The following is a 24,615-nucleotide window of genomic DNA, read 5'->3' as shown; positions in this document are numbered from 1 at the left end:
GCCGGTCTCCAGTGTGAGGCGTTTCAGTGGCTCAGGTTGTCATCCGGGATATTCAGCTCGATCCCCATGCGCTGGCCTTCACGCAGGATATGCCGGCGCATCTCGGCGCTGGCCTGAGCGCTGTTCTTGCTGCGGATCGCGCGCACCACGGCCTCGTTTTCCTCAAGGCGTTCGGCCAGGTGCTCCGGCGAATTGCGCAGCACTTCGGCGCTCTGCTTGAGGGCGTTGCTGGTCTGTTGCACCACGCTCTGGAAAATCGGGTTCGAGGTCAGGGTGAACAGCTCTTCGTGAAACGCGATGTAAGCGCTGACGCCGGCCTCGCTGTCACCTGCCTCGAGGGCTTCGCGCATGTCCATCAGGGTCAGGCGCAGTTGCCCGACTTCCTTGCTGCTGATCGACTGCGCCACCAGACCGACGATGAACGGTTCGAGGGTGTAGCGCAGTTGCAGCACATCTTCGAGGCTGGCGCCGGCCACTGCGCTGTCGTGGCTTTGACTGTCACTGGCCTGGGCGTCGAGCACCACCACGCCTTTGCCCGGCATCGAACGCACCAGACCGAGGGTTTCCAGCACGATCACCGCTTCGCGCAGGCTCGGGCGGCTGATGCCCAGTTGCTCGGCCAGTTCGCGCTGGCCCGGCAGCATCTCGCCGGAGCGCCACTGGCCACGGGCGAGGGCGGCCCGGAGTTTTTCTACCACTGAGTTGACGACGGTTGATGTAGTAATCACGTGTTCGCTCCATGAGCCGTGCCTGCATGTGCGCAGGCACGGCGATCATTCAGAATTCTTTGGCCGCCGCTTGAGCGACCGTTTTTCTCGGCTGAAAGTTATAGCCCTGCTCGCCGTTGAGCACCTTGTTCGCCCGTTGCACATCGATATCCTTTTCCCAGCGGGCGATGGCTACGGTGGCGACGCAGTTGCCGATCAGGTTGGTCAGTGCCCGGCCGATGCCCATGAACCAGTCCACCGCCAGCACCAGCACCAGACCGACCACCGGAATCGCCGGGATGGCCGTCAGCGTCGCGGCGAGAATCACCAGCGCCGATCCCGGAATGCCGTGGGCACCTTTGGAGGTAATCAGCGACACCAGCAAAATCGTCAACAGATCGGTCATGGCCAGCGGCGTACCGGTGGCGTTGGCGATGAACACGATGGCCAGGGTCAGGTAGATCGAAAATCCGTCGAGGTTGAACGAGTAACCGGTGGGAATCACCAGCCCGACGGTCGAGCTGCCGATGCCCAGATGTTCCAGCTTGCGCATGATCTGCGGCAACACGGCGTCGGAGGAGGCGGTGCCCATGACGATCAGCAGTTCTTCGCGCAGGTACTTGAGCAGCGGCCACATACGCAGACCGGACAGGCGCATCACCAGGCCGAGAATCAGTGCGACGAAGGCGATGCAGGTCAGGTAGAACAAACCGACCAGGCTGCCCAGGTGTTGCAGGGAATCGAGGCCGTATTTGCTGGTGGTGAAGGCGATGGCACCGAACACGCCGATCGGTGCCAGACGCACGATCATGCCCATGATGCGGAAGATCACATGGCTCAGCTCGTTGATCAGCCGCGAGATCCCGGAAGCGGCTTCGCCCACCAGATTCAACGCGCTGCCGAACAGCACCGAGAACAACAGCACTTGCAGGATGTTGTTGTCGGCAAAGGCGCCGAGTACCGAGGTCGGGATCAGGTCCATCAGGAACTGGGTGGTGGTGTGCATGTGCTGGCCGCGTTCGGCGATGTCGCCCATGTCGGCGGCGGACAGTTGCTCCAGATGGATGTTGGCGCCGCTGCCGATCCCGGTGCTGAACGCGAACACCAGACCGATCACCAGCGCGATGGTGGTCAGCACTTCGAAGTAGATCACCGACTTGAGGCCGATGCGTCCGACCTTCTTCAGGTCGCCGGCGCCGCTGATGCCGCTGACCACCACGCAGAACACGATCAGGCCGATGAGCATCTTGATCAGTTTGATGAAACCGTCGCCGAGCGGTTTGAGCTGGGCCGAGTATTCAGGAAGGGTCAGCCCGCAGACGATGCCGAGAATCAGTCCGAGAACCACTTGGAGGAAGATTGAACGCGAGCACCATCTGAGCATGGGAGGAATCCTGGTCGGTGTCCTGGCTGCCGTACGCGGGGCGTATCAGATTCAGGACTTAATTATTGTGGTCTTACCGGTATGTCCAGTGCGGGTGCAGTCTAGGCGCTGTTTTTTACGGATCGCAAGTGAAAAATGACGAATTGGCATGACCGGTCTGACCAGTTGGGCGCAATACCCCGACTTTGAGCCATTTGCCGTTCGAAACTTTTTTGCGGACGAAAAAAAACCGGCCAATCACTTGGCCGGTTTTTCATGCTGCGGTTTTAGCGTCGCAATTAAGCGCCGTATACCGGCAGTTTCTTGCAGATGGCTTTGACTTTCTCACGAACGGCGTCGATCACCGCTTCGTTGTTCAGGTCAGCCAGGATGTCGCAGATCCAGCCAGCCAGCTCTTTGCACTCAGCCTCTTTGAAGCCGCGAGTGGTCACAGCCGGAGTACCGAAGCGCAGACCGGAGGTGACGAACGGGGAGCGTGGGTCGTTTGGCACGGAGTTCTTGTTCACGGTGATGAACGCTTTGCCCAGAGCGGCGTCGGCGTCTTTACCGGAGATTTCCTGCTTGATCAGCGACAGCAGGAACAGGTGGTTTTCAGTACCGCCGGAAACCACGTCGAAACCGCGCTCGATGAACACGCCGGCCATGGCCTGGGCGTTTTTCACCACTTGTTGCTGGTAAGCCTTGAACTCAGGCTGCAGTGCTTCCTTGAAGCAGATCGCTTTGGCGGCGATCACGTGCTCCAGCGGGCCACCCTGGGCGCCCGGGAATACGGCGGAGTTCAGCTTCTTCTCGATGTCGGCGTTGGCGCGAGCCAGGATCAGGCCACCACGTGGACCGCGCAGGGTCTTGTGGGTGGTGGTGGTCACGACGTCAGCGAACGGAACCGGGTTCGGGTAGACGCCAGCGGCGACCAGACCGGCCACGTGAGCCATGTCGACGAACAGGTAGGCGCCAACCTTGTCGGCGATTTCGCGGAAACGCGGGAAGTCCAGGATCTGCGAGTAGGCAGAGAAACCGGCTACGATCATTTTCGGCTTGTGCTCGACCGCCAGACGCTCGACTTCGTCGTAGTCGATCAGGCCGTTGGCGTCGATGCCGTACTGGATGGCGTTGTACAGCTTGCCGGAGGAGGAAACGCTGGCGCCGTGGGTCAGGTGACCGCCGTGAGCCAGGCTCATGCCCAGGATGGTGTCACCGGCCGACAGCAGGGCCAGGTAGACAGCGGCGTTGGCTTGCGAGCCGGCGTGCGGCTGAACGTTGGCGTAGTCGGCGCCGAACAGCTCTTTGGCGCGGTCGATGGCCAGTTGCTCAACAACGTCGACGTACTCGCAACCACCGTAGTAGCGCTTGCCCGGGTAGCCTTCGGCGTACTTGTTGGTCAGAACCGAGCCTTGAGCTTCCATCACCGCTGGGCTGGTGTAGTTCTCCGAAGCGATCAGCTCGATGTGTTCTTCCTGGCGCTGGGCTTCTTGCTCCATGGCGGCAAAAAGATCGGCGTCGTACTTGGCAATAGTCAAATCACGGCTGAACATGGCGGTCCTCAAGGATCGGGGGCAGAAAAGGGGGGCATTCTAACCCATCGGGTTTTGGATGGCATATGAAACGACATCATGTCGCAGACAAGTGGCGTTCATGACCAGATATGTGGCGTCCGTGCCGGCCTTTTCGCTGACCAGCCGGTTCGCACAATAACCGAGGCCGGCCCACGATTTTGTGATCGACATCAATCCCTGTGGAAGCGGGCTCGCTCGCGAAGGCCGCGCCGCCGATCTTCAGTCGAACATGAACAGCGCATCATTGCTGAACTGCGCCTCGAAGCGGGTGGCCGGCATCGGCCGCCCGAACAGATAACCCTGAACCTCGTCGCAACCATGCTCGCGCAGGAAGTCCAGCTGCTCGTGGGTTTCCACACCCTCGGCGATCACCGCCAGATTGAGGCTGTGGGCCATGGCGATGATCGCCCGGGCAATCTGCGCGTCCTGTTCGCCGGACGGCAGGCCGTCGACGAAGGTGCGGTCGATCTTCAGCACGTCGATCGGGAATTGCTTGAGGTAGTTCAGCGACGAGTAACCGGTGCCGAAGTCGTCGACCGCGATGCTCAGGCCGAGGTTCTTCAGGCCGGCAAGGATCTGCATCGCTTCGCTGACTTCGCGCATCAGGATACTTTCGGTCAGCTCCAGCTCCAGGCACGCCGGCGGCAGGCCGGTTTCCTTGAGGATGGTGGCGATCCGCGTGCCGAGCTGGCCGTCGGAGAACTGCCGGGCGGAAATGTTCACCGAGACTTTCGGCACGCGCACGCGGCTTTGGTGCCAGGTCTTGAGCTGACGGCAGGCTTCGCTGATCACCCAGTCGCCGACGTCTACCACCAGCCCGAGTTCTTCGAGCACCGGAATGAAATCCCCCGGCGGCACCAGCCCGCGACGCGGATGACGCCAGCGCAGCAGGGCTTCGGCGCCGGTCAGGCGTTTACCGTCGCCGCTGAACTGCGGCTGGTAATACAGCACGAATTCATTCTGCTCGAGGGCGTGGCGCAGATCGCTTTCCAGCTCCAGACGCTCCAGCGCACTGGCGTTCATGTCGGCCTGATAGAACTGGAAGTTGTTCTTGCCGCGCTCCTTGGCATGGTACATCGCGGTGTCGGCGTTCTTCATCAGCTGACTGAGTTCGTTGCCGTCCTGCGGGCTCAGGGCGATGCCGATACTGGCGGTGACGAAGAATTCGCGCCCCTCCAGCACGAACGGCCGCACCAGGCTACCGAGAATCTGCTCGGCCACATGGATCGCACGGTTCAGCGCCATCTCGCGGCTGGAGCGGTGTTGCAGCAGCAAAGTGAATTCGTCGCCGCCCATCCGCGCCACGGTGTCGTCATCGTCGACGCAGGCCAGCAGCCGGGTGGCCATGTCCTTGAGCATGCGGTCGCCGGCGGCGTGGCCGAGAGAGTCGTTGATCGGTTTGAAGCGGTCGAGGTCGAGGAACATCAGCACCACCCACGACTTCTGCCGGTCGGCCGATTGCAGCGCAGTGTGCAGGCGATCCTGGAACAGCGTGCGGTTCGGCAGATGGGTCAGGGCGTCGTAGTAGGCGAGGCGGTGAATCCGTTGTTCGCTGGCCTTGCGCTCGCTGATGTCGCTGAAGAAGCACACGTAACTGGCCAGGTCGCCTTCGTCATCGAGCACCGCAGTGATGCCGACCCACGCCGGGTAATGCTCGCCATTGCGGCGCTTGAGCCAGACTTCGCCTTCCCAGGTGCTGTGCTGATGCAATTGCTTGAGCACGTAACGCAGGTGCGCGTCCTGCTGTTCGTCGACGGTGAGCATGTTCGGCAACTGGTCGAGCACTTCGCTCACCGCGTAGCCGCTGACTCGACTGAACGCTTCGTTGGCCTGAACGATGTAACCGGCCGGGTCGGTGATCAGGATCGCCGAAGTCGAATGCTCGAATACCGTGGCCGCCATGCGCAGGTCTTTCTCGGCACGGCGCTGCTGGCTGATGTCGCGACCGACCCCGAGCACGCCTTCGAAGGCGCCGTGTTCGTCCCACACCAGCACCAGGCGCAGTTCGATCGGGATCTTGCGGCCATCGGCGCGCAGGCAGTCGAACAGGAACATCTGGGTCTGTACCTGACTGCGCAGGATTGCCAGTTGTTCGGGCTTGTCCAGGGCTTTGCTGACCCGGTCCATCAGGTGATAGATGCCGCTCAGTTGCTGCGGGTTGGCGATGGTCGACTGCCAGCCATTCTGGAAAATCCATTCGGCGTCGTAACCGAGCACCGCTTGCACCGACGGGCTGACGTAGTTGAGCGACAGCTTGCTGTCGGTGGAGAAAATCACGTCGCTGATGCTTTCGGCGAGCATCCGGTAGCGCTGCTCGCTGTCGCGCAGGGATTCGCTGGCTTCGATCTGCTCGGTGATGTCCTTGGCCACGCCGATGATCCGCGTGACCTGATCGTGCTTGTCCCGGGCCAGCGCCTGTTCGCGGATATCGAAACGCCGCCACTTGCCGTCGCGGTGACGGAAGCGCAACTGACATTGCAGCAACTGGCTGTAACCGGCGTGACGCTGCATCTGCCGCGAGCGGTGGTAATAGTCGGCGTCTTCCGGGTGCAGGAGGATTTCCCAGAAGTACTCGCCCATCTGATGCAGCTCGGTGCGGTTGTAACCGAGGGTCTGGCCGAGGTGGTGGTTGCTGAAAATCATCCGCTGACTGATCACATCCTGCACGTACAGGTGATCCGGCACGGTGCGCACCACGTCCGACCAGAAGCCTTCGCGCTCCAGCAGTGACAGTTCGATCAGTTTGCGGCTGGTGATGTCGTTGATGCTCAGGATCACAGCCTTGTAGTCGTGCTGTTCCTGCGGCAGGCGCAGCACCAGCCACAGGTGCTGGTCGCGGCCATTGATGTCCGGCAACTTGATTTCCAGTTCCAGCTGCTTTTGCTGCTGGAGCACGGCATCGAGCACTTGATTGCCGATGGCGCACTGGCTGTGCGGATGACCGTCGATCAGCAGTTGCCAGGCGTGGTCGCAGGAATTGACGTTAAGCAGTTGCAGCGCCACCTGGTTGACCTCGGTGACCCGCAGCTCCTGGAGCAGTTGCTGGCGCTGTTGCGGCTGGTCGAGCCAGGCCTTGAGCTGGTCGCTGGTCTGTATCTGGGCTTTCTCGAAAACCTGCTTGAGCCCCGAAAGATCGAGCACGCACAGGGCCACACCAGTGCCTTCGAAAATATCCTGATAACGACGACGTCCTTCATGTACCTGACGCTGGCGGCGGCGCATGTTGAGCAACGCGATAAATGGCAACAGCGAGAACGCCAGACCCAGCAGGCATTTGCCGATGAACGCGGGCAGCAATTCTTCCAGTACATGTTGCCGATCGAACAGTCCGCGCAGTTGCCAGTCGCTGCTGCTCAGCGGCACGGTCAGCACGCTGTTGGCCAGATCGTCGGGCGTCAGGGTGCTGGTCTTGGTAGAGGGCAGGGCTTCGTCGCGACTGATGATCTGATGGTTGATGCGGTTTTCCACCAGCCACAAAGGGCGGATGCCGCTGTCACCCTGTTTGGTCAGCGAGGCAAAGAAGGTCGGGGTCAGGCGCAGTGCCCAATAGCCGCGGGTGCTGCCGCTGGCCTGATGCAGCAGCAGATGCACCACCGAGCCGTCGTCGGCATTGCTGAAATAATGGGCCTGGGCGTGGCTGCGGCGGACCAGATCGCTGAGGTAGTCGGCGTCCTGGCTGTCAGTGGCGCTGTCGCTGAGGATTTTTCCGGAGGGGCTGAGCAAGGCCAGGCTGCGCAGGTCCGGCAGCGATTGCTGCAACTTGCGCAGCAGCGCCTGCTGATCGTCGGTGGACTGCGGCTGTTCGACGATCGGTAGCAGATTGAGTGCGATCTGCGCGTTCAGCGACATGTTGAGGCTGACTTGCGAAGCGAGATCGGCGGTGTAGTCGATGGTGTACTGGCGCTGGTTTTTCTGGGTTTCACGCAGTTGATCGAGCAGTTGCCAGAACAGCAACGCCAGCAGTAACAGCACCAAAGTCGCCAGCGCGCCTTTCAATGTCCCACGCAGGGACGAGCCGGGCGCCGGTGGGGTGCTGCTCACAGAAGTAGGCGGAGTGACATTGGACAAGCTGTAATCCTGCGGTTTGGCTGGACTGGCGCGACGTGCACTATAAGCCGGACGCCCAAAGGGCGGCTAGCATGCCTTGAGTTGTGGCGAAGTGCCAGCCCCGCTCGGCTGGACTGCCACCGGTCATTCAGGTAGCTTTGCCGGTTACGCGGGAGCGTTCCAGCTCCTAGAATCAGACTTTTTTCAGCGCGCACGCATTGATCACCATCAAGTGAACGACGCGCATGGTCTGGCCGGGCATCGCCTGCGCTCCAATCATTCATCTGTCACTGACCCAAGGTTCTCCATGGCTCAATACGTCTTCACCATGCATCGGCTGGGCAAAGTTGTTCCGCCGAAGCGGGAAATCCTGAAAAACATTTCTCTGTCCTTCTTCCCGGGCGCCAAGATCGGCGTACTCGGCCTCAACGGTTCGGGTAAGTCCACGCTGCTGAAAATCATGGCCGGCGTCGACACCGAATTCGAAGGCGAAGCGCGCCCGATGCCGGAACTGAACATCGGTTATCTGCCGCAAGAGCCGCAACTCGATCCGACCAAGACCGTGCGTGAAGTGGTCGAGGAAGCGGTCAGCGTGATCAAGGACGCCCAGGCCCGCCTGGACGAGGTCTACGCCGCTTACGCCGATCCGGATGCCGACTTCGACAAGCTGGCCGCCGAACAGGCCAAGCTCGAAGCGATCCTGCAGGCCAGCGACGGTCACAACCTGGAGCGCCAGTTGGAAGTCGCCGCCGATGCGCTGCGTCTGCCGGCCTGGGACGCGAAAGTGGAACACCTGTCCGGTGGTGAAAAACGTCGTGTGGCCCTGTGCCGTCTGCTGCTGTCCGCCCCGGACATGCTGCTGCTCGACGAACCGACCAACCACCTGGACGCCGACTCCGTTGCGTGGCTCGAACACTTCCTGCACGACTTCCCGGGCACTGTGGTAGCGATCACGCACGACCGTTACTTCCTGGACAACGTTGCCGGCTGGATTCTGGAACTCGACCGCGGCGCGGGCATTCCGTACGAAGGCAACTACTCGGGCTGGCTGGAAGCCAAGTCCGATCGTCTGGCGGCCGAATCCAAGCAGCAATCGGCTCACGAAAAAGCCATGAAGGAAGAACTGGAGTGGGTGCGCAAAGGCGCCAAGGCCCGCCAGTCGAAATCCAAGGCTCGTCTGCAGCGCTTCGAAGAAATGCAATCGCAGGAATTCCAGAAGCGTTCGGAAACCAACGAGATATACATCCCGGCCGGTCCGCGCCTGGGCGACAAGGTCATCGAATTCAAGAACGTCACCAAGGGCTACGGCGATCGCGTGTTGATCGACAACCTGTCGTTCTCCATGCCGAAAGGCGCCATCGTCGGCGTGATCGGTGGTAACGGTGCTGGTAAATCGACCCTGTTCCGCATGCTGATGGGCAAGGAGACTCCGGATTCCGGCACCATCGAAGTCGGCGAAACCGTGCAACTGGCCTGCGTTGACCAGAGCCGCGAAGACCTCGACGGCAGCAAGACCGTGTTCCAGCAGATCTCCGACGGTTCCGACCAGATCCGCATCGGCAACTACGAGATCCCGTCGCGTACCTACGTCGGTCGCTTCAACTTCAAGGGCGGCGATCAGCAGAAGTTCGTCAAGGACCTGTCCGGTGGTGAGCGCGGTCGTCTGCATCTGGCGCTGACCCTGAAGGAGGGCGGCAACGTCCTGCTACTCGACGAACCGTCCAACGACCTCGACGTTGAAACCCTGCGTTCCCTGGAAGAAGCCCTGCTGGACTTCCCGGGCGCTGCCATTGTGATCTCTCACGATCGGTGGTTCCTTGACCGCGTCGCGACGCACATCCTGGCGTACGAAGACGACTCGCAAGCGGTGTTCTTCGAAGGCAACTACACCGAGTACGAAGCCGATCGCAAAAAGCGTCTCGGCGAAGCAGCGGCCCAGCCACACCGGGTACGCCACAAGAAACTGGCCTGATCACAGGTTGGTTGCATGAAAAAGCGGAGCCTTCGGGCTTCGCTTTTTTTTGCCTGAAATTCAGACTGATTTATAGCGTGTGTACTATTTGTTTTCATAAATGCGACATTTTTGTCTGTTGCTGTGTACATGTCGTTTGTTACAGTCCGGCTCAATCTCTTCCAACGACAACAAATTTGCCGAGACTTTTCCCATGATCGAATCCGTCGAATCCTTCCTCGCCCGTCTGAAAAAACGCGATCCGGATCAACCCGAATTCCACCAGGCCGTCGAAGAAGTCCTGCGCAGCCTGTGGCCGTTTCTCGAAGCCCATCCGCACTATCTGACCTCGGGAATTCTGGAGCGCATCTGCGAGCCGGAGCGGGCGGTGGTGTTCCGCGTGTCGTGGGTCGACGATCAGGGCAAGGTGCAGGTCAATCGCGGATTCCGCATCCAGATGAACAGCGCCATCGGCCCGTACAAGGGCGGTTTGCGCTTCCATCCTTCGGTGAATATGGGCGTGCTGAAATTCCTCGCCTTCGAACAGACCTTCAAGAACTCCCTGACTTCGTTGCCCATGGGCGGCGGCAAGGGCGGTTCGGACTTCGATCCGAAGGGCAAGAGCGACGCCGAAGTCATGCGTTTCTGCCAGGCATTCATGAGTGAGTTGTACCGCCACATCGGTGCCGACGTGGATGTGCCGGCCGGCGATATCGGTGTCGGCGCACGGGAGATCGGTTTCCTGTTCGGCCAGTACAAACGCCTGAGCAACCAGTTCACCAGCGTGCTGACCGGCAAGGGCATGACCTACGGCGGCAGCCTGATCCGCCCGGAAGCCACCGGTTTCGGTTGCGTGTATTTCGCCGAAGAAATGCTCAAGCGTCGCGAGCAGACCGTCGAAGGCAAGCGCGTGGCGATCTCCGGTTCCGGCAACGTTGCCCAGTACGCGGCCCGCAAAGTGATGGATCTGGGCGGCAAGGTGATTTCCCTGTCCGATTCCGAAGGCACGTTGTACTGCGAGGCAGGCCTGAGCGAAGAACAGTGGCTGGCGCTGCTGGAACTGAAGAACGTCAAGCGCGGGCGGATCAGCGAACTGGCGGCGGCATTCGGCCTGGAGTTCCGCGCCGGTCAGTTGCCATGGTCGTTGCCGTGCGACATCGCACTGCCATGCGCCACCCAGAACGAACTCGACGCCGAAGCCGCCCGCACCTTGCTGCGTAACGGCTGCGTGTGTGTGGCCGAAGGCGCGAACATGCCGACCACCCTTGAGGCTGTGGATATCTTTATCGAGGCCGGCATCCTGTTCGCGCCGGGCAAGGCATCGAATGCCGGCGGCGTGGCGGTCAGCGGTCTGGAGATGTCGCAGAACGCCATGCGCCTGCTGTGGACGGCGGGCGAGGTGGACAGCAAGCTGCACGCGATCATGCAGTCGATCCACCACGCTTGCGTGCATTACGGTGAGGAAAACGGGCGGATCAACTACGTCAAAGGCGCGAACATCGCCGGCTTCGTCAAAGTCGCCGACGCGATGCTGGCGCAAGGCGTGGTTTAAGGCAGATCGATGCGGATCACTTCGATCAGTTGATTGCCGGCCGGGCGCTGCCACAGCACTTCGTCGTTGAGCCGGGCGCCGAGCAGTGCGCGGCCCAGCGGTGAGGCCCAGTTGATCAGGCCGTTGGCTGCATCGGCCTGATCTTCACCGACCAGTTGCACACGGCGCTCGGTGGCGTGTTCATCGGCGTATGTCACCCAGCTGCCGATCTGCACCTTGTCGGTCGAGGTCGGGGCGAGCGCGACCTGGGCGCTGCCGACCCGCTGATTGAAATAACGCAAATCCCGTTCGAGATCGGCCAGGCGCTGTTTGTCGGCCTGCTCGCCCATGGCCGCCTGTTCAGCATGCAGGGTTTGCAGTTCGGCGACTTTCGCCTGCAACTGGGCAAGCCCCTGTGGCGTGACGTAATTGGGCTGAGTGCTGACCTGCCGTTCGACCGGCTGGTCGGCCTGCGCGGCGGCATTGTCTTCGTTGACGAAAGCACGGCTCATGGTGACCTCCTGTGACAACCGTTGGGCCATGGTCGCAGGCAATGAGTTTCACTGGATGTCTGGAAACGACCTACTGCGAGCGATAAGCCCGCGCGGCGCCCTGATCCTTCTGTTGCTGCCAGGCCCGTTCGCGCTCGTCCCAATGTTCGTTGCGATAGTCTTCGCGGTCCTTGTTTTCCAGCATCGCCTGACACTGACGGAAGCCGTCGCTCCAGCCTTCGGCGTATTGTTTGTCCTTGAGATAGCGCGGCACGTTCTTGCGAAACTCGCCACTGATCGAACCGGCCGCCTGGCGGCCGCTGATGCAACCGTCATCGAAACCGTCGGCGAACGCCGGTGGGTAACCCTTGGCGATCAGGTCTTCGTGGGTGCTCTGACAGCCACCCAGCAACAGCAACACGCCCGCAAAAACCGCACACCGCCACATCACACTCTCCCGCGCCGTTATCCGGCTGATAGGGAAAGTCTAGAAGCGGATTCGTCGATGAGGCGTGAAAGAAAGATCAAAACCTCAGTAGTGATACCACTTCACCTCAAGCATCACTTCGGTCTCCGGCGTTGCCAGATGGCTGAACTCACGCTGGGCGCTGAGGCGCAGGCCGAGGTTGCGGGATAACTCCCACTGCTGGTTCAGGCTCAGGCTGCGGCGCACTTCGCCATTGAAGAAGTAATCGCCCTTGGCCTCCACACTGAGATTGCCCAACGGGTTTTTCCACAGCACACCGGTATTGAAACCACCTGCGGGGGAAACGAACCCGGCGAAATCATTGTTGTGTTCAACACGCACGGTGCCGAGCGCAAACCCCAGTACATCATCACCCAGCGCCCAAGTGCCGCCACCGCCACCGTTGACATGGCTGACCAGGGTTTCGTCGTCATGCTTGCCCGGCACTCGCTCCAGACCGCCGGTGACTTGCCACGACAGCGGCTGCAACAGCGCATTGCGCGGCGTCAGCGAGCGGATGGTTGCCAGATCCAGCTGCTGGAACTGCCAGTGATTGCCTTCGTACTGGCGCAGCTTCATTTGCAGGATTTCGATCTGCGCGCCGAGGGGGAAACTCTCGGCGTTGTCGTTGAGATCGTGGTAGGCCATACGCAAGCCGTACTCGCCGAATGCGCGGTCACCGCGAGTGCCGAGACCGGCCTGCCAGGTGCGGGATTCGTGGCCGTCTTCGGGCAGACCCGGCTGCGGGATTTGCAGCTCCGGTGCCGGGTTCTTGTTGATTGCCCGCAGCAGTTCGAAACTGCGCTGCGCTCGCTGTGGATCACGCTCCTGGCCGTTGGCGCGGTAGCGTTCCAGCCGATACGCGGCGTCGATGATCAGCGCCTGCCGGTCGCGGGGCAGGGACTTGAAGGCCGGATCCTGTAATTGCTGTTGGTCGGCGCTGACTTTCAGCACCTGGTCCTGTTCCTCGCCGGTCAGGGGCTCGGCGCGGCTGAGCAATTCACGCTCGCGGGACGGGCGGTATTCGATGTGCTCCACCAGTCCGGCTTCCTTCACCGCTTTGACCGTGTCGGTGGGGATCGCGGTCAGCGGGAATTGCTCGGTCAGGCGCAGACTCGGACGCGCGACCTGCAACAGTTCGAGCAGGCGATAGGAGCAGTTTTCATCGAAGAAAAAGTAGTCGAACTGGATCTGCTTCAGCTCCCACACATGCTCGACCATCCGTGCGGTTTCGGCTTGCGTCAGGTTGAGCCGGTATTCCCACAGGTCGCGGTTTTCCAAGCTGCGGTATTCCGAGAGTTTTTCCTGATATGGCACCAGCGCGAACAGTCCCGGATATCCGCCCATCAGGCCTTTCCAGGCATACAGGATGCTGTTGTCCGAACCTTCGATGTAGGCGCCGAAGTTGATCGCGTAGCTGAGCAGCGAGGTCTTGTCGCTTTGCACGTCAGCCTGGTCGATGCGCAGCAGGGTGTGACCGAACATCGACGACGGGCTGTTGAGGTAGGCCGCCGGGAAAATCATCACCGCGCTGTGAGGCGAGACGTCCTTGAACCATTTCTTGAAGTCGGTGCAGTCCGGCGTTGGCAGGTCGCTCAGGTTGAGTTGATCTTTCAGCCAGCGCGTGCGCGCCGGGTAGACGCACTGCGCGTGTTGCTCGCCGAGACTGGCCGGGGCGTACAGCGCCTGGACGGTGGCGGCCAGTTCGTGGTCGGGGTGCTCGTTGCCGTCGGGGGCGAGGAAGAACTTCTTGTCGCTGACGTAACTGCGCCAGCCGCCGAGTTTGGCGGTTTCGTAGTGGCCGAGGGAAATCCAGAAGCGATCGTTGGCCAGTTGCTGCAAACGTTGAGGGTCGATGTGGGGCGCGGCGGACAGCGGGGCGCAGACACACAGCGCCAGCCAGGCAAGGCGTTTGAGCATAGGTGGCAACTTAAGTCGAAAGAAACAAAAGACCCAAGGAGGGGCGGGCCGAAAAAACAAAACCCGCTTCCCGAAAGAAGCGGGTGGGGTCGAGCTTAAGCCTGAGTCGCGTACTTGGCCAGACGAGGGTCTGCTTTCAGGACGGCCAGGGTGTTGGTATGCACGTCTTCGGCGGTCACGTCAGCCTTGCTGAAGATCTGCTGGAAGTGCTCGTGAGTGACGGCGGCGAAGTGCGCACGGTCTTCCGGCGCCACGCCCAGTACCACGGCATAGGTCGTCAGCGCTTCGCCGTTGCCTTTTGCCATGTCTTCGGACAGCTCGTTCATCATGCCATTCATGGCAAACCAGGATTTGCCGCCATAGGTCAGCGACGCGTTGGTGGAGCAACCGTTGGTGCCGGAAGTCATGCCGAACGTCGCGTTGCCGGAGGTGCCGTTAGTGGTGGATGCCAGGAAGTGAGCCGGGGTGCCACGCTGACCTTCGAACAGCATGTTGCCCCAACCGCAATCCGGACCGCCTGGCGCCTGAGCCATGGCGTTGAGTGATACAACGGTGAAGAGAGTACCGAGAAGAATCCGTTTCATAGCTTTGTTCTCTTTGTGTGCATACCAATGGACAGGGTTCTGGCCCCGCTCTCTACCGAAAAACGCCGCTTGGCGATTTTTCGTACAGACCTTGTGGCGCCAGTGGGCCGGTATTAGTTCCAGCCGCGCAGTTTGGAGTTTAGGCACGTTCCGGCGGTTCCGTGATTTTTTGCACAATATTTGGAATAAACCCCGGTTCCATGGGCCCGGCCGCGGGGTTGGCCGGTTGTCTATGCTTTGTCGTGTGGCGCGCCTTGCCAGTGGGGCACGGGCAGCGCCAGAATGCCGCTATCTGCCCCGCCTGATTGTTAAGGAAGCCCGATGCCTGATCCTGTTGCTGCCAGCTTGCGTCTAGCGCCCGAAGCGCTGACCCGTCCGTTTTCCGCTGAACAGTTCAGCTTCACTACCACCAATGATCTGGAGCCCTTTCGCGGTGTGCTTGGCCAGGAACGTGCGGTCGAAGCCTTGCAGTTCGGTGTGGCCATGCCACGCCCCGGTTACAACGTATTCGTCATGGGCGAGCCCGGCACCGGCCGTTTCTCGTTCGTCAAACGCTACCTGAAGGCCGAAGGCAAGCGCCTGCAGACCCCGGCGGACTGGGTCTATGTCAACAATTTCGATGAACCGCGCGAACCTCGCGCCCTGGAGTTGCCGTCGGGCACTGCCGCTGCGTTCATCGGTGACATCAACGGCTTGATCGACAACTTGCTGTCGACTTTTCCCGCCGTGTTCGAACACCCGTCCTACCAGCAGAAGAAAAGTGCCATCGACCGCGCCTTCAACCAGCGCTACGACAAGGCGCTGGACATCATCGAGCGTCTGGCCCTGGAAAAAGACGTCGCCCTTTACCGCGACAGCAGCAACATCGCGTTCACGCCGATGCTCGAAGGCAAGGCGCTGGACGAGGCCGAATTCGCCCAACTGCCGGAAGCCGAGCGCGAGCGTTTCCACGAGGACATTTCCGGCCTCGAAGAACGCTTGAACGAAGAACTCGCGAGCCTGCCGCAATGGAAGCGCGAGTCGAGCAATCAGTTGCGCCAGCTCAACGAAGAAACCATCACGTTGGCCCTGCAACCATTGCTTTCGCCGCTGTCGGAAAAGTACGCGGAAAACGCGGCGGTCTGCGGTTACCTGCAAGCCGTGCAGGTTTACCTGCTGAAAACCGTGGTCGAGCAACTGGTCGATGACAGCAAGACCGATGCGGTCGCACGCAAGCTGCTGGAAGAGCAATACGCGCCGAGTCTGGTGGTCGGGCATCCGAGCAGCGGCGGTGCGCCGGTGGTGTTCGAGCCGCATCCGACGTATGAAAACCTGTTCGGTCGTATCGAATACACCACCGATCAGGGTGCGCTCTACACCACGTATCGCCAGTTGCGTCCGGGTGCGCTGCACCGCGCCAACGGTGGTTTCCTGATCCTTGAAGCGGAAAAAATGCTCGGCGAGCCGTTCGTGTGGGATGCGCTCAAGCGCGCCCTGCAATCGCGCAAGCTGAAAATGGAATCGCCACTGGGCGAGATGGGCCGTTTCGCTACCGTGACGCTCAATCCGCAGTTCATTCCGTTGAATGTCAAAGTCATCATCATCGGTGCGCGGTCGCTGTATTACACGTTGCAGGATCTCGATCCGGACTTCCAGGAGATGTTCCGCGTCCTGGTGGATTTCGACGAAGACATCCCGATGGTCGACGAAAGCCTGGAGCAGTTCGCCCAGTTGCTGAAAACCCGTACTTCGGAAGAAGGCATGGCGCCGCTGACCGCCGACGCGGTGGCGCGTCTGGCGACCTACAGTGCGCGTCTGGCCGAGCACCAGGGGCGTTTGTCGGCGCGGATCGGCGATCTGTTCCAGCTGGTCAGCGAGGCGGATTTCATTCGGCATCTGGCCAACGATGAAATGACCGACGCCGGCCACATCGAGCGCGCCCTGAAGGCCAAGGCCACTCGCACCGGGCGGGTGTCGGCGCGAATTCTCGACGACATGCTGGCGGGGATCATCCTGATCGACACCGATGGCGCGGCGGTCGGCAAGTGCAACGGCCTGACCGTGCTCGAAGTCGGCGACTCGGCGTTCGGTGTGCCGGCGCGGATTTCCGCCACGGTGTACCCGGGCGGCAGCGGCATCGTCGACATCGAGCGTGAGGTCAACCTCGGTCAGCCGATCCACTCCAAGGGCGTGATGATCCTCACCGGGTATCTGGGCAGCCGTTACGCCCAGGAATTCCCGCTGGCGATTTCCGCGAGCATCGCGCTGGAGCAATCCTACGGTTACGTCGATGGCGACAGTGCGTCCCTGGGCGAGGCCTGCACGCTGATTTCGGCCTTGTCGAAAACCCCGCTCAAGCAATGCTTTGCGATCACCGGTTCGATCAACCAGTTCGGTGAAGTGCAGGCGGTGGGCGGGGTCAACGAGAAGATCGAAGGCTTCTTCCGCCTCTGCGAAGCACGCGGGCTGACGGGCGAGCAGGGCGCGATCATTCCGCAAGCCAACGTGGCCACGCTGATGCTTGATGAAAAGGTGTTGGCGGCGGTGCGCGCAGGGCAGTTCCACGTTTACGCGGTGCGTCAGGCGGACGAAGCGTTGAGCCTGCTGGTGGGCGAGCCTGCCGGTGAGCCGAACGAAGAGGGCGAATTCCCGGAAGGTAGCGTCAACGCACGGGTGGTGGAGCGTCTGCGGGTGATTGCCGAGATGATCAGCGAAGAAGACCTGAAAGAAGCCGAGAAAGAACTGGCGCAGGAGGCGCTGGTCGAGGCCAAACCAGCTTAAGTCAGGCTGCAGTCAAAAAAATGGGAGCCTTGTGCTCCCATTTTGTTTTGTCGCGAACGTCGGCAAAAGTGCCATCACTCTGGCGTCAATATTCACACAATGACCATTCGGCGCCTTCTGGTTCTGTGCGGCTTGCGCAGCGGACTTTTCTTCTATTCTCTGCTCAAGGACATCGACAGTATCACGGGATCGAAACAGCCCTTCAGCAAGGGCTGAACACCGGCTTTACCGAGGGTCGCCGCCATGTCGCGCAACCTCTGCCTCACCCGTCAGTGCCTGGGTCTCGTGACCCGTATCGAATGCGCCATCAAGCCGTTGGCCGGCGATAACGGCATGTGGACATTGCTCTTCGCCGCCGGCATGGCCGGTGAACAACCTTCCGCCATCAAGGCTCAGGGCCCGTTTCATGGGCCGATCGCCGCCGAATCGATCCTCGATACCATCGTCGAAAGCCTGACGATGCACGGCTACGAGCTGGCCAATGATCCGCAGATCTGGTCTTTGCACCTGCAAGCCCAGCTACGGCAGATCAACGGTGGACGTGGGCGCAGCATCGGCGTTTTTGACCACTAGCTAGCGCCGATCATGGCGCAGCACCTTGTGTGTGGGCCTTGTCGAGTTTGACCTCAAAGCCGTACTGCACGGTGGCGAGGTCGGTTCGCTGATAGGTTTCCACGTGCGTCGGGCGGCCGTAGAAATAATGCACGCCGAACAGCGCCGGGCCTTCTGCGCTCGTGTCGTGGCTGACCGAAAGAATCTGTTTCAGGTAGTTGCCACTGTCGTCCTTGACGAAGAATCGCCATTCGTTGGCCGGGAACAGTTTCAGATCCACCACCAGTGCGTTGTTCCTGATTTCCAGGCCTTTGGGCAACGCCTTGGCTTCGAAGGCCTGCTTCTCCACCGTGGCCAGAAACAGCGGCATCGAGCCGACGGCAATCGCCGGGGTTTCCGGGAACAGGTTCAAGTCATAGGTGATGGTCGCTTGCAACGGATCCACCTGATACGCCTCGGCCGGCAATTCGATCGGTTCGTCCAGCTTGCCGTTGTGTTTTTCAGTGAAGAACGTCACCGGGCTTTCGCCGGGGGCCAGGTCGTCGCCCAGCAGTTCGTCATTGAAGGTTTTGCGGTGATCGAACTCGATGCGCGCGGCACTGGGCTCCTCCACTGACTGGCGGATATGGATGCTTTTTTTCAGCTCGTCCTCGGTCAGTGACGCACCTTTGAGCCAGTTGGGCGCCTGGTCGTCGTAGACGGTGATCGCCAGATCCAGCGGTTGCACGGTTTTCGCCGTGGTGTGCGAGTCGAACTCGCGGACCGGCAGGTCCAGTGGCTTACGGGTGACGGTGGCTTCGGAAAAGTCCAGAACGCTGACTTCGAGGGTATCGATCGGGCCGTTGAAGTACACCTTGTTGTAGCGGCGCGGATGCTGTTGCTCGAAGGCGTGCTGATCGTCGTTCAGCTGTTTTTCCAGTGCTTCGCTCCAGGCTTTTTGCTGTTGCAGGTGCACCAGTTGTTTTTGATAGAAGCCGACCTGCTCGGGGCTCTCGTTGATGGCGCCGGCGCGCACCAGGTACTGGCCGGTCGTGTCGCGGGCCTGGACGATCAGCGGATTGAGCGGGGTGTTGGCGACTTCCGGGGCTAGCGGCAGGCTGTTGCTGAACTCGACTTCGGCGTAGTTCTTTTCCAGCTTCAGCAGGGTCACGCTGAGGTTGGCGTCGGTTCGGGTCTGGCCAATGTCCTTTTTGCCCAGGTCGAAACTGTGCAGGCGTTTCGGGGCGATGACTTCAACCTGGCCTTGCAGGCTCACGGGGCGCGGCCGAGTTTTCTTGTCGACATCCAGGCCTTCGATGAACGGGTAGGTCACGGTCAGGTCATCGGGGTTGGTGACGTTGGAACTGGACGGGCTCAACTGAATGCCCGGATCGGTTTCCGACCATTCCGGCTGGTAGGTGATCACCCGCTTGTTGCTCAGGGTCACCGATTGCCATTCCACGCCGTGGGGGAACAGGAACCCGCCGGGAATGTTGAGGTTGAAGGGGAACACCGGTTGCAGGTCGGTGAGGTAGTCGGAGCTGGCATCCTTGTGCAGCACGAACAGGCCGTTGATGAAGGTGTCGACCAGCGCCTGAGGCGTCGGGTAATGCTTGAGTACACCGAGGGCGTCTTCGCCGTATTCGGTTCTGGGCGGTTTGTTGTCGAGTCGTTGCTGCGCGCGCTCCAGCAGCAGTAACGAGCCGCCAAGTTCGGTCACGGCATCCTTGAGTTTCGGGTCGGTGATCGCGTCCAGGGACTGTTCGAACTGTGCAGTCTTTTCTTCGAGGCTGAGCGGGTGTTTTTCCTCACCGGGCGAGCAGCCGCCGATCATCAGGGCGAAGCAAATTCCGGCAGTCGTTAACGGCAATCGCACATCCATTTCCAGTCGTCCTGTCCACTGTCGCTGGGCTGTCAATGGTTTGGACACTAGCAGAAAAACTTTGTCACACACACGCAGGTAGCGGATTTCCGGGCGGTTTCTGGCTGTCATGGGGGACTGGTATACTCGCCGCCGATTACAACCCCCCTTGTGTGAGAGTCAATGGAACGCTTTATCGAAAATGCAATGTACGCCTCGCGCTGGCTGCTGGCGCCGATCTATATCGGGCTGTCTCTCGGGCTGCTGGCGCTGGCATTGAAATTCTTCCAGGAAGTGTTTCATGTCATTCCCAACGTGTTCTCCATGGCCGAGTCCGAGCTGATTCTGGTGCTGCTGTCGCTGATCGACATGGCGCTGGTGGGCGGTTTGCTGGTGATGGTGATGATTTCCGGCTACGAGAACTTCGTGTCCGAGCTGAACATCGACGAAGGCAAAGAGAAGCTCAGCTGGCTGGGCACCATGGACTCCTCGTCGCTGAAAATGAAAGTGGCGGCGTCGATCGTGGCGATTTCCTCGATCCATCTGCTGCGGATCTTCATGGATGCCAAGAACGTCGATCCCGAGCATCTGATGTGGTACGTGATCATCCACATGACTTTCGTGATCTCGGCGTTTGCCATGGGTTATCTGGACAAACTCACCAAGCACTGATGAGTTGTCAAAGGCTGTAACAAAACCGCCCGTCTGTTGCGAAACAGACGGGCGGTGTCGTTTATGGCTTGTGCTTTGTAGCGCCGAAGCATATCCCTGTAGGCGTCCCGGCTCGCCACTGCGTGAGGTGCGTTCATGAACCTGCAAGAATTGAATGCGTTTGCCATCGCCAAGAAGGTCGATGAGTTGAACCTGATCTCCATGGAGGGCGGCATTTATCTGCTGGAGGCGCGCATGCATGGCGCGGCGTACCCGCTGAGTGATCCACAGGGCAAGATGCTGATGTTGCGCTCGGTGGAGCATGCGCGGGATGTGCTGCACAGCTTTCCGGTGCTGCCGTTCAATCTCGTTCACACCTCGGTGCACGATGAAATGTGCGGTCTGGGCGCCAGCGGTGAAGAAAGCCTGAAAGTCCCGCTGGCCTGGCGCTCGGCACTGTAGGCCCGAGGGTCTGATCAATGCCGGAACAACTGTGCTAGTCTGCTCGCCCTTTTGGTTCCGGGCGCGCCGGGACGCGCTGTGCACGCACGGCATGTCCTGAGGCCGTCCGCACAGCGGAGCAGTGTCATGTCCGAAGTAAATCTGTCCACCGACGAAACCCGCGTCAGCTACGGTATCGGCCGTCAGCTGGGTGACCAGCTGCGCGACAACCCGCCACCGGGTGTCAGCCTGGAGGCCATCCTGGCCGGTCTGACCGACGCATTCGCCGGCAAGCCAAGCCGTGTGGGTCAGGACGAATTGTCCGCCAGCTTCAAAGTGATCCGCGAGATCATGCAAGCCGAAGCCGCTGCCAAGGCTGAAGCCGCCGCTGGCGAAGGTCGTGCGTTCCTGGCTGAAAACGCCAAGAAAGACGGCATCACCACCCTGGCTTCCGGTCTGCAATTCGAAGTGCTGACTCAGGGCGAAGGCGCCAAGCCATCCCGTGAAGACACCGTGCGTACTCACTACCACGGCACGCTGATCGACGGCACCGTGTTCGACAGCTCCTACGAGCGTGGCCAGCCTGCTGAATTCCCGGTTGGCGGCGTGATCGCCGGCTGGACCGAAGCCCTGCAACTGATGAATGCCGGCAGCAAATGGCGTCTGTACGTGCCGAGCGAACTGGCTTACGGCGCTCAAGGCGTTGGCAGCATCCCGCCGCACAGCGTTCTGGTGTTCGACGTCGAGCTGCTCGACGTTCTGTAATCCCGTTACCCTGCACAAGCGTGGCTTGTGCAGGGTTTCTCCGCCGTTCTCATACTTCGATCTTGTGATGCAGCTCACTGGTCGGGCGCAATGCCCGGGCATAGCAGAACAGGAACAGATTGCGCACCAGCTCCTTGAGCACCAGCGGTTCGCTGGAACTCAGGCCACTGACGTCCAGATCCCCTTGATCCTGCAACTCGTGCAGGGCTTCTTCTTCCAGTACCGCGCAGACTTCACCGGTTTCCCGATGCAGGATCCTGAGGTAAGGGTGTGGGCGATCCAGCCAGGCATCGATCAAATAAGTCATGGTTCTCGTCTCCATTGAAAGGGTTTCAATGAGAATAATTCTTATTCGTCAAATAGCAAGCGTCTATTGGCGGTTTGTGATTTTTTGCGGGTAAAGATTGCGTAAGGTCAAAACGACTGGCGTTTGGCTACTGCGTGGATTTGCTGGCGAGGCGGAGGGGAGGGCGAAGCTCCATCCCGCGGCGGGCGCGGGATGGAAGACAGCATATTCAGACTTTTCTGACGAACTCGGATTTGAGTTTCATCGGGCCGATGCCGTCGATCTTGCAGTCAATGTCGTGGTCGCCGTCACACAGGCGGATGTTCTTGACCTTGGTGCCGACCTTGACCACCAGCGAGGTGCCCTTGACCTTCAGGTCCTTGATCACGGTGATGGTATCGCCGTCCTGCAGGACGTTGCCGACCGAGTCTTTCTTCACGGCATCATCGGACGCCACTTCGGCTTCGCCGCCGGCAGACCACTCGTGGGCGCACTCCGGGCATACCAGTTGGGTGCCGTCTTCGTAGGTGTATTCGGAATTGCATTTCGGGCAGGGTGGCAACGTGCTCACTAAGGCTCCTTGGAGAGGGGGTCGTTAAAAGTCGCACATTGTATAAGGTTTTAGCTGCAGATGGCAGGCAACAAAAAACCGCAGGCTCCGACGGAGGCTGCGGTTTTTTGATGATGCGGCGTTGATCAGTGCGTGCGGGCGACCGCGAACTCGCTCAGCTCAACCAGTGCATCGCGGTATTCGCTGGCCGGCAGCGTTTCGAGGCACTTGATCGCACGGGCCACATAGTCACGGGCCAGCTGTGCGGTGTATTCCAGCGAACCGGATGCTTCCACGGCGATGCGGATGCTTTCCAGGTCTTCGATCCCGCCTTTCTGGATCGCCTGGCGTACCAGTGCGGCTTGCTCCGGCGTGCCTTCGCGCATGGTGTAGATCAGCGGCAGGGTCGGCTTGCCTTCGGCCAGATCGTCACCGACGTTCTTGCCCAGGGTTTCGGCGTCGCCCTTGTAGTCGAGCAGGTCGTCGACCAGTTGGAACGCCACGCCCAGGTGATCACCGAAGGTGCGCAGGGCTTCGCTCTGCTCGGCGGTCGCACCGGCCAGTGCCGCGGCGCTGTGGGTCGACGCTTCGAAAAGCATCGCGGTCTTGCCGCGGATGACTTCCATGTAGGTTTCTTCGGTGGTGCTGGCGTCGCGAACCTTGGACAACTGCAGCACTTCGCCTTCGGCGATGATGCGCGTGGCCTGGGACAGGATCTTCATCACCGGCATCGAACCCAGTTCGACCATCATTTCGAACGAGCGCGAGTACAGGAAATCGCCGACCAGCACGCTTGGGGCGTTGCCCCACATGGCGTTGGCGGTCGAACGGCCACGGCGCATGCCGGACATGTCGACCACGTCGTCATGCAGCAGGGTGGCGGTGTGCAGGAATTCGATGGTGGCGGCCAGCAGGCGCATGTCGTCGCCTTCGCGACCCAGGGCCTTGCCACACAGCAGCACCAATAAAGGACGCAGGCGTTTTCCGCCGGCCGACGTGATGTAATCGCCGATTTTCGATACCAGCGGCACTCGGGAAGTCAGCTGCTTCTTGATGATGCCGTCGACGGCGCTAAAATCGTCCGCCACCGCGCGGTAGAAAGCTTGGGGTTGCATCAGCGACAGGTGCTCCAGAAGGGTTGCGCGGCATGCTAGGACCCACGTCCGGGCCTGTCAAGGCGCGATGGACGGCCACTTGCATGACTCTTGTAGCTTGCGTACAATCGCGCACCCTGAACTTCCTGGGCAGCACCTGCCTTACGCAATTGCAATCGGGCCTCCAGCCCAATGCAGCCATGCCAGCCAATACCTCTTCTTATAAAGAGCTGGGTGAGCAGGATTATCGGAGAAATACCATGTCTTATGCAGTAATCGTTACTGGTGGCAAGCAGTACAAAGTTGCACCAGGTGAATACCTGAAGATCGAAAAACTGGAAGTCGCTACTGGCGAATCCGTAACTTTTGATCGCGTTCTGTTGGTTGCCAATGGCGACGACGTGAATATCGGCGCTCCAGTTGTTGCTGGCGCTACCGTTGTGGCTGAAGTGATCTCCCAAGGTCGTCACGATAAAGTTCGCATCATCAAGTTCCGTCGTCGTAAGCACCACATGAAGCGTATGGGCCACCGCCAGTGGTACACCGAGATCAAAATCACCGGTATTCAGGCTTAATTTCAGCCTAATTCCTCACTAGGAGAATTGACTCATGGCACACAAAAAAGCTGGTGGTAGTACCCGTAACGGTCGCGACTCAGAAGCCAAACGCCTTGGCGTGAAGATGTATGGCGGCCAGGTCATCAAGGCCGGCAACATCATCGTGCGTCAGCGCGGCACCCAATTCCACGCTGGTTACGGCGTTGGCATGGGTAAAGATCACACCCTCTTCGCGAAAATCGAAGGCGTGATCAAGTTTGAAGTAAAAGGCGCCTTCGGTCGTCGTTACGTGAGCGTAATCGCAGCCTAACTGCGAGAGTGCTGGAGAAGCCCTGTCTTGCGACGGGGCTTTTTCGTTTGTGGGGTGAGTCTCTTGCAAAGCTGTTTGTATGGGCTGCCGGCGTGCGATGCAGGTCGTGGATTGGGGTCGCTGCGCTCATTTTTGCAAGAGTCTTATGTCTTGATTGTTTTTCGGCTCGTCCGTA

21 protein-coding genes are annotated in these 24,615 nt (G+C 60.3%); 9 read left to right on the top strand and 12 right to left on the bottom strand.

Features of this window, described 5'->3' with window-relative positions; all coding sequences use genetic code 11:
* Positions 1-23: 23 nt before the first annotated feature.
* The 4 genes from IF199_RS25980 to IF199_RS25965 all read right to left on the bottom strand — a co-directional run bounded on the left by IF199_RS25980 (position 24) and on the right by IF199_RS25965 (position 7,712).
* On the bottom strand, positions 24-728 hold the full coding sequence (locus IF199_RS25980) for a FadR/GntR family transcriptional regulator (RefSeq protein ID WP_007950980.1): 705 nt from the start codon (positions 726-728) through the stop codon (positions 24-26).
* 49 nt (positions 729-777) lie between these two features.
* A complete protein-coding gene (locus IF199_RS25975; protein ID WP_192559042.1) occupies positions 778-2,091 on the bottom strand; it encodes a C4-dicarboxylate transporter DctA in 1,314 nt (437 codons plus the stop codon).
* Between the two features lie 278 nt (positions 2,092-2,369).
* The gene (gene glyA, locus IF199_RS25970) at positions 2,370-3,623 is read right to left on the bottom strand and encodes a serine hydroxymethyltransferase (RefSeq protein WP_096820849.1); all 1,254 of its coding nucleotides are present in this window, start codon (positions 3,621-3,623) and stop codon (positions 2,370-2,372) included.
* Between the two features lie 240 nt (positions 3,624-3,863).
* On the bottom strand, positions 3,864-7,712 hold the full coding sequence (locus tag IF199_RS25965) for a bifunctional diguanylate cyclase/phosphodiesterase (protein WP_102621108.1): 3,849 nt from the start codon (positions 7,710-7,712) through the stop codon (positions 3,864-3,866).
* 286 nt (positions 7,713-7,998) lie between these two features.
* Between IF199_RS25965 and ettA the strand changes: the two genes are divergently transcribed.
* Positions 7,999-9,663, top strand: coding sequence for an energy-dependent translational throttle protein EttA (ettA, locus tag IF199_RS25960; protein ID WP_096820851.1), 1,665 nt, complete (start codon positions 7,999-8,001; stop codon positions 9,661-9,663).
* Positions 9,664-9,856: 193 nt separating this feature from the next.
* Positions 9,857-11,194: an NADP-specific glutamate dehydrogenase gene (gdhA, locus tag IF199_RS25955; protein ID WP_096820852.1), complete on the top strand. Its 1,338-nt coding sequence runs from the start codon at positions 9,857-9,859 to the stop codon at positions 11,192-11,194.
* Here the strand turns inward: gdhA and IF199_RS25950 are convergent.
* From IF199_RS25950 to IF199_RS25935, 4 genes are all read right to left on the bottom strand, one after another.
* Entirely contained in the window at positions 11,191-11,685 is a 495-nt protein-coding gene (locus IF199_RS25950; RefSeq protein WP_096820853.1) for a GreA/GreB family elongation factor, read from the bottom strand. The two genes, gdhA and IF199_RS25950, sit on opposite strands and share 4 nt — an antisense overlap.
* A gap of 70 nt (positions 11,686-11,755) precedes the next feature.
* Positions 11,756-12,112 (bottom strand): hypothetical protein, encoded by a 357-nt coding sequence (locus IF199_RS25945; RefSeq protein WP_192559041.1) that lies wholly within the window; start codon positions 12,110-12,112, stop codon positions 11,756-11,758.
* A gap of 84 nt (positions 12,113-12,196) precedes the next feature.
* Complete coding sequence (locus IF199_RS25940) at positions 12,197-14,050, bottom strand: Lnb N-terminal periplasmic domain-containing protein (RefSeq protein ID WP_192559040.1); 1,854 nt, start codon at positions 14,048-14,050, stop codon at positions 12,197-12,199.
* 95 nt (positions 14,051-14,145) lie between these two features.
* Positions 14,146-14,634, bottom strand: coding sequence for a DUF3015 domain-containing protein (locus IF199_RS25935; RefSeq protein WP_025108775.1), 489 nt, complete (start codon positions 14,632-14,634; stop codon positions 14,146-14,148).
* Between the two features lie 321 nt (positions 14,635-14,955).
* On the opposite strand from IF199_RS25935, the gene IF199_RS25930 reads away from it, so the two are divergent.
* Together IF199_RS25930 and IF199_RS25925 are read left to right on the top strand one after the other, a co-directional pair.
* Positions 14,956-17,394 carry a Lon protease family protein gene (locus IF199_RS25930; protein WP_192559039.1) on the top strand — a complete coding sequence of 813 codons (2,439 nt, stop codon included), beginning with the start codon at positions 14,956-14,958 and terminating at the stop codon, positions 17,392-17,394.
* Positions 17,395-17,637: 243 nt separating this feature from the next.
* Entirely contained in the window at positions 17,638-17,967 is a 330-nt protein-coding gene (locus IF199_RS25925; RefSeq protein ID WP_085732860.1) for a PA4575 family protein, read from the top strand.
* A 10-nt stretch (positions 17,968-17,977) separates the two neighbouring features.
* Here the strand turns inward: IF199_RS25925 and IF199_RS25920 are convergent, their stop codons facing one another.
* Positions 17,978-19,807 (bottom strand): hypothetical protein, encoded by a 1,830-nt coding sequence (locus tag IF199_RS25920; RefSeq protein ID WP_192559038.1) that lies wholly within the window; start codon positions 19,805-19,807, stop codon positions 17,978-17,980.
* Between the two features lie 162 nt (positions 19,808-19,969).
* On the opposite strand from IF199_RS25920, the gene IF199_RS25915 reads away from it, so the two are divergent.
* The 3 genes from IF199_RS25915 to bamJ all read left to right on the top strand — a co-directional run bounded on the left by IF199_RS25915 (position 19,970) and on the right by bamJ (position 21,643).
* The gene (locus tag IF199_RS25915) at positions 19,970-20,458 is read left to right on the top strand and encodes a TIGR00645 family protein (protein ID WP_096820858.1); all 489 of its coding nucleotides are present in this window, start codon (positions 19,970-19,972) and stop codon (positions 20,456-20,458) included.
* 135 nt (positions 20,459-20,593) lie between these two features.
* Positions 20,594-20,899: a DUF6482 family protein gene (locus IF199_RS25910; protein WP_096820859.1), complete on the top strand. Its 306-nt coding sequence runs from the start codon at positions 20,594-20,596 to the stop codon at positions 20,897-20,899.
* Positions 20,900-21,025: 126 nt separating this feature from the next.
* Complete coding sequence (gene bamJ, locus IF199_RS25905; protein ID WP_192559037.1) at positions 21,026-21,643, top strand: BamJ family beta-barrel-assembly machinery protein; 618 nt, start codon at positions 21,026-21,028, stop codon at positions 21,641-21,643.
* A 49-nt stretch (positions 21,644-21,692) separates the two neighbouring features.
* Here bamJ and IF199_RS25900 read toward each other — a convergent pair whose 3' ends face one another.
* The 3 genes from IF199_RS25900 to IF199_RS25890 form a co-directional block, all read right to left on the bottom strand.
* A complete protein-coding gene (locus IF199_RS25900; RefSeq protein WP_039771721.1) occupies positions 21,693-21,950 on the bottom strand; it encodes a PA4570 family protein in 258 nt (85 codons plus the stop codon).
* Positions 21,951-22,158: 208 nt separating this feature from the next.
* Entirely contained in the window at positions 22,159-22,500 is a 342-nt protein-coding gene (locus tag IF199_RS25895; RefSeq protein ID WP_007950963.1) for a zinc ribbon domain-containing protein YjdM, read from the bottom strand.
* A gap of 125 nt (positions 22,501-22,625) precedes the next feature.
* Positions 22,626-23,594, bottom strand: coding sequence for a polyprenyl synthetase family protein (locus tag IF199_RS25890; protein ID WP_102621104.1), 969 nt, complete (start codon positions 23,592-23,594; stop codon positions 22,626-22,628).
* 239 nt (positions 23,595-23,833) lie between these two features.
* On the opposite strand from IF199_RS25890, the gene rplU reads away from it, so the two are divergent.
* Both rplU and rpmA read left to right on the top strand, forming a co-directional pair.
* Entirely contained in the window at positions 23,834-24,148 is a 315-nt protein-coding gene (gene rplU, locus IF199_RS25885; protein ID WP_007950961.1) for a 50S ribosomal protein L21, read from the top strand.
* A gap of 34 nt (positions 24,149-24,182) precedes the next feature.
* Positions 24,183-24,440, top strand: a complete 258-nt coding sequence (gene rpmA, locus IF199_RS25880) for a 50S ribosomal protein L27 (protein WP_016773121.1) — start codon at positions 24,183-24,185, stop codon at positions 24,438-24,440.
* Positions 24,441-24,615: the final 175 nt, after the last annotated feature.

The organism is Pseudomonas allokribbensis, from assembly GCF_014863605.1.
In the GTDB taxonomy this organism is placed as follows: Bacteria; Pseudomonadota; Gammaproteobacteria; order Pseudomonadales; family Pseudomonadaceae; genus Aquipseudomonas; species Aquipseudomonas allokribbensis.
Note: the sequence above shows the minus strand (reverse complement) of the source record. Positions and strands in the feature narration are given on the sequence as shown.

What these genes read in the sequence shown, in the direction of transcription:
- IF199_RS25975 (WP_192559042.1), bottom strand. Translation starts at nt 2,091, where the DNA reads ATGCTCAGATGGTGCTCGCGTTCAATCTTCCTCCAAGTGGTTCTCGGA.
- glyA (WP_096820849.1), bottom strand. Translation starts at nt 3,623, where the DNA reads ATGTTCAGCCGTGATTTGACTATTGCCAAGTACGACGCCGATCTTTTT.
- ettA (WP_096820851.1), top strand. Translation starts at nt 7,999, where the DNA reads ATGGCTCAATACGTCTTCACCATGCATCGGCTGGGCAAAGTTGTTCCG.
- gdhA (WP_096820852.1), top strand. Translation starts at nt 9,857, where the DNA reads ATGATCGAATCCGTCGAATCCTTCCTCGCCCGTCTGAAAAAACGCGAT.
- IF199_RS25950 (WP_096820853.1), bottom strand. Translation starts at nt 11,685, where the DNA reads ATGAGCCGTGCTTTCGTCAACGAAGACAATGCCGCCGCGCAGGCCGAC.
- IF199_RS25945 (WP_192559041.1), bottom strand. Translation starts at nt 12,112, where the DNA reads ATGTGGCGGTGTGCGGTTTTTGCGGGCGTGTTGCTGTTGCTGGGTGGC.
- IF199_RS25940 (WP_192559040.1), bottom strand. Translation starts at nt 14,050, where the DNA reads ATGCTCAAACGCCTTGCCTGGCTGGCGCTGTGTGTCTGCGCCCCGCTG.
- IF199_RS25935 (WP_025108775.1), bottom strand. Translation starts at nt 14,634, where the DNA reads ATGAAACGGATTCTTCTCGGTACTCTCTTCACCGTTGTATCACTCAAC.
- IF199_RS25930 (WP_192559039.1), top strand. Translation starts at nt 14,956, where the DNA reads ATGCCTGATCCTGTTGCTGCCAGCTTGCGTCTAGCGCCCGAAGCGCTG.
- IF199_RS25925 (WP_085732860.1), top strand. Translation starts at nt 17,638, where the DNA reads ATGTCGCGCAACCTCTGCCTCACCCGTCAGTGCCTGGGTCTCGTGACC.
- IF199_RS25920 (WP_192559038.1), bottom strand. Translation starts at nt 19,807, where the DNA reads ATGGATGTGCGATTGCCGTTAACGACTGCCGGAATTTGCTTCGCCCTG.
- IF199_RS25915 (WP_096820858.1), top strand. Translation starts at nt 19,970, where the DNA reads ATGGAACGCTTTATCGAAAATGCAATGTACGCCTCGCGCTGGCTGCTG.
- IF199_RS25910 (WP_096820859.1), top strand. Translation starts at nt 20,594, where the DNA reads ATGAACCTGCAAGAATTGAATGCGTTTGCCATCGCCAAGAAGGTCGAT.
- bamJ (WP_192559037.1), top strand. Translation starts at nt 21,026, where the DNA reads ATGTCCGAAGTAAATCTGTCCACCGACGAAACCCGCGTCAGCTACGGT.
- IF199_RS25900 (WP_039771721.1), bottom strand. Translation starts at nt 21,950, where the DNA reads ATGACTTATTTGATCGATGCCTGGCTGGATCGCCCACACCCTTACCTC.
- IF199_RS25890 (WP_102621104.1), bottom strand. Translation starts at nt 23,594, where the DNA reads ATGCAACCCCAAGCTTTCTACCGCGCGGTGGCGGACGATTTTAGCGCC.
- rplU (WP_007950961.1), top strand. Translation starts at nt 23,834, where the DNA reads ATGTCTTATGCAGTAATCGTTACTGGTGGCAAGCAGTACAAAGTTGCA.
- rpmA (WP_016773121.1), top strand. Translation starts at nt 24,183, where the DNA reads ATGGCACACAAAAAAGCTGGTGGTAGTACCCGTAACGGTCGCGACTCA.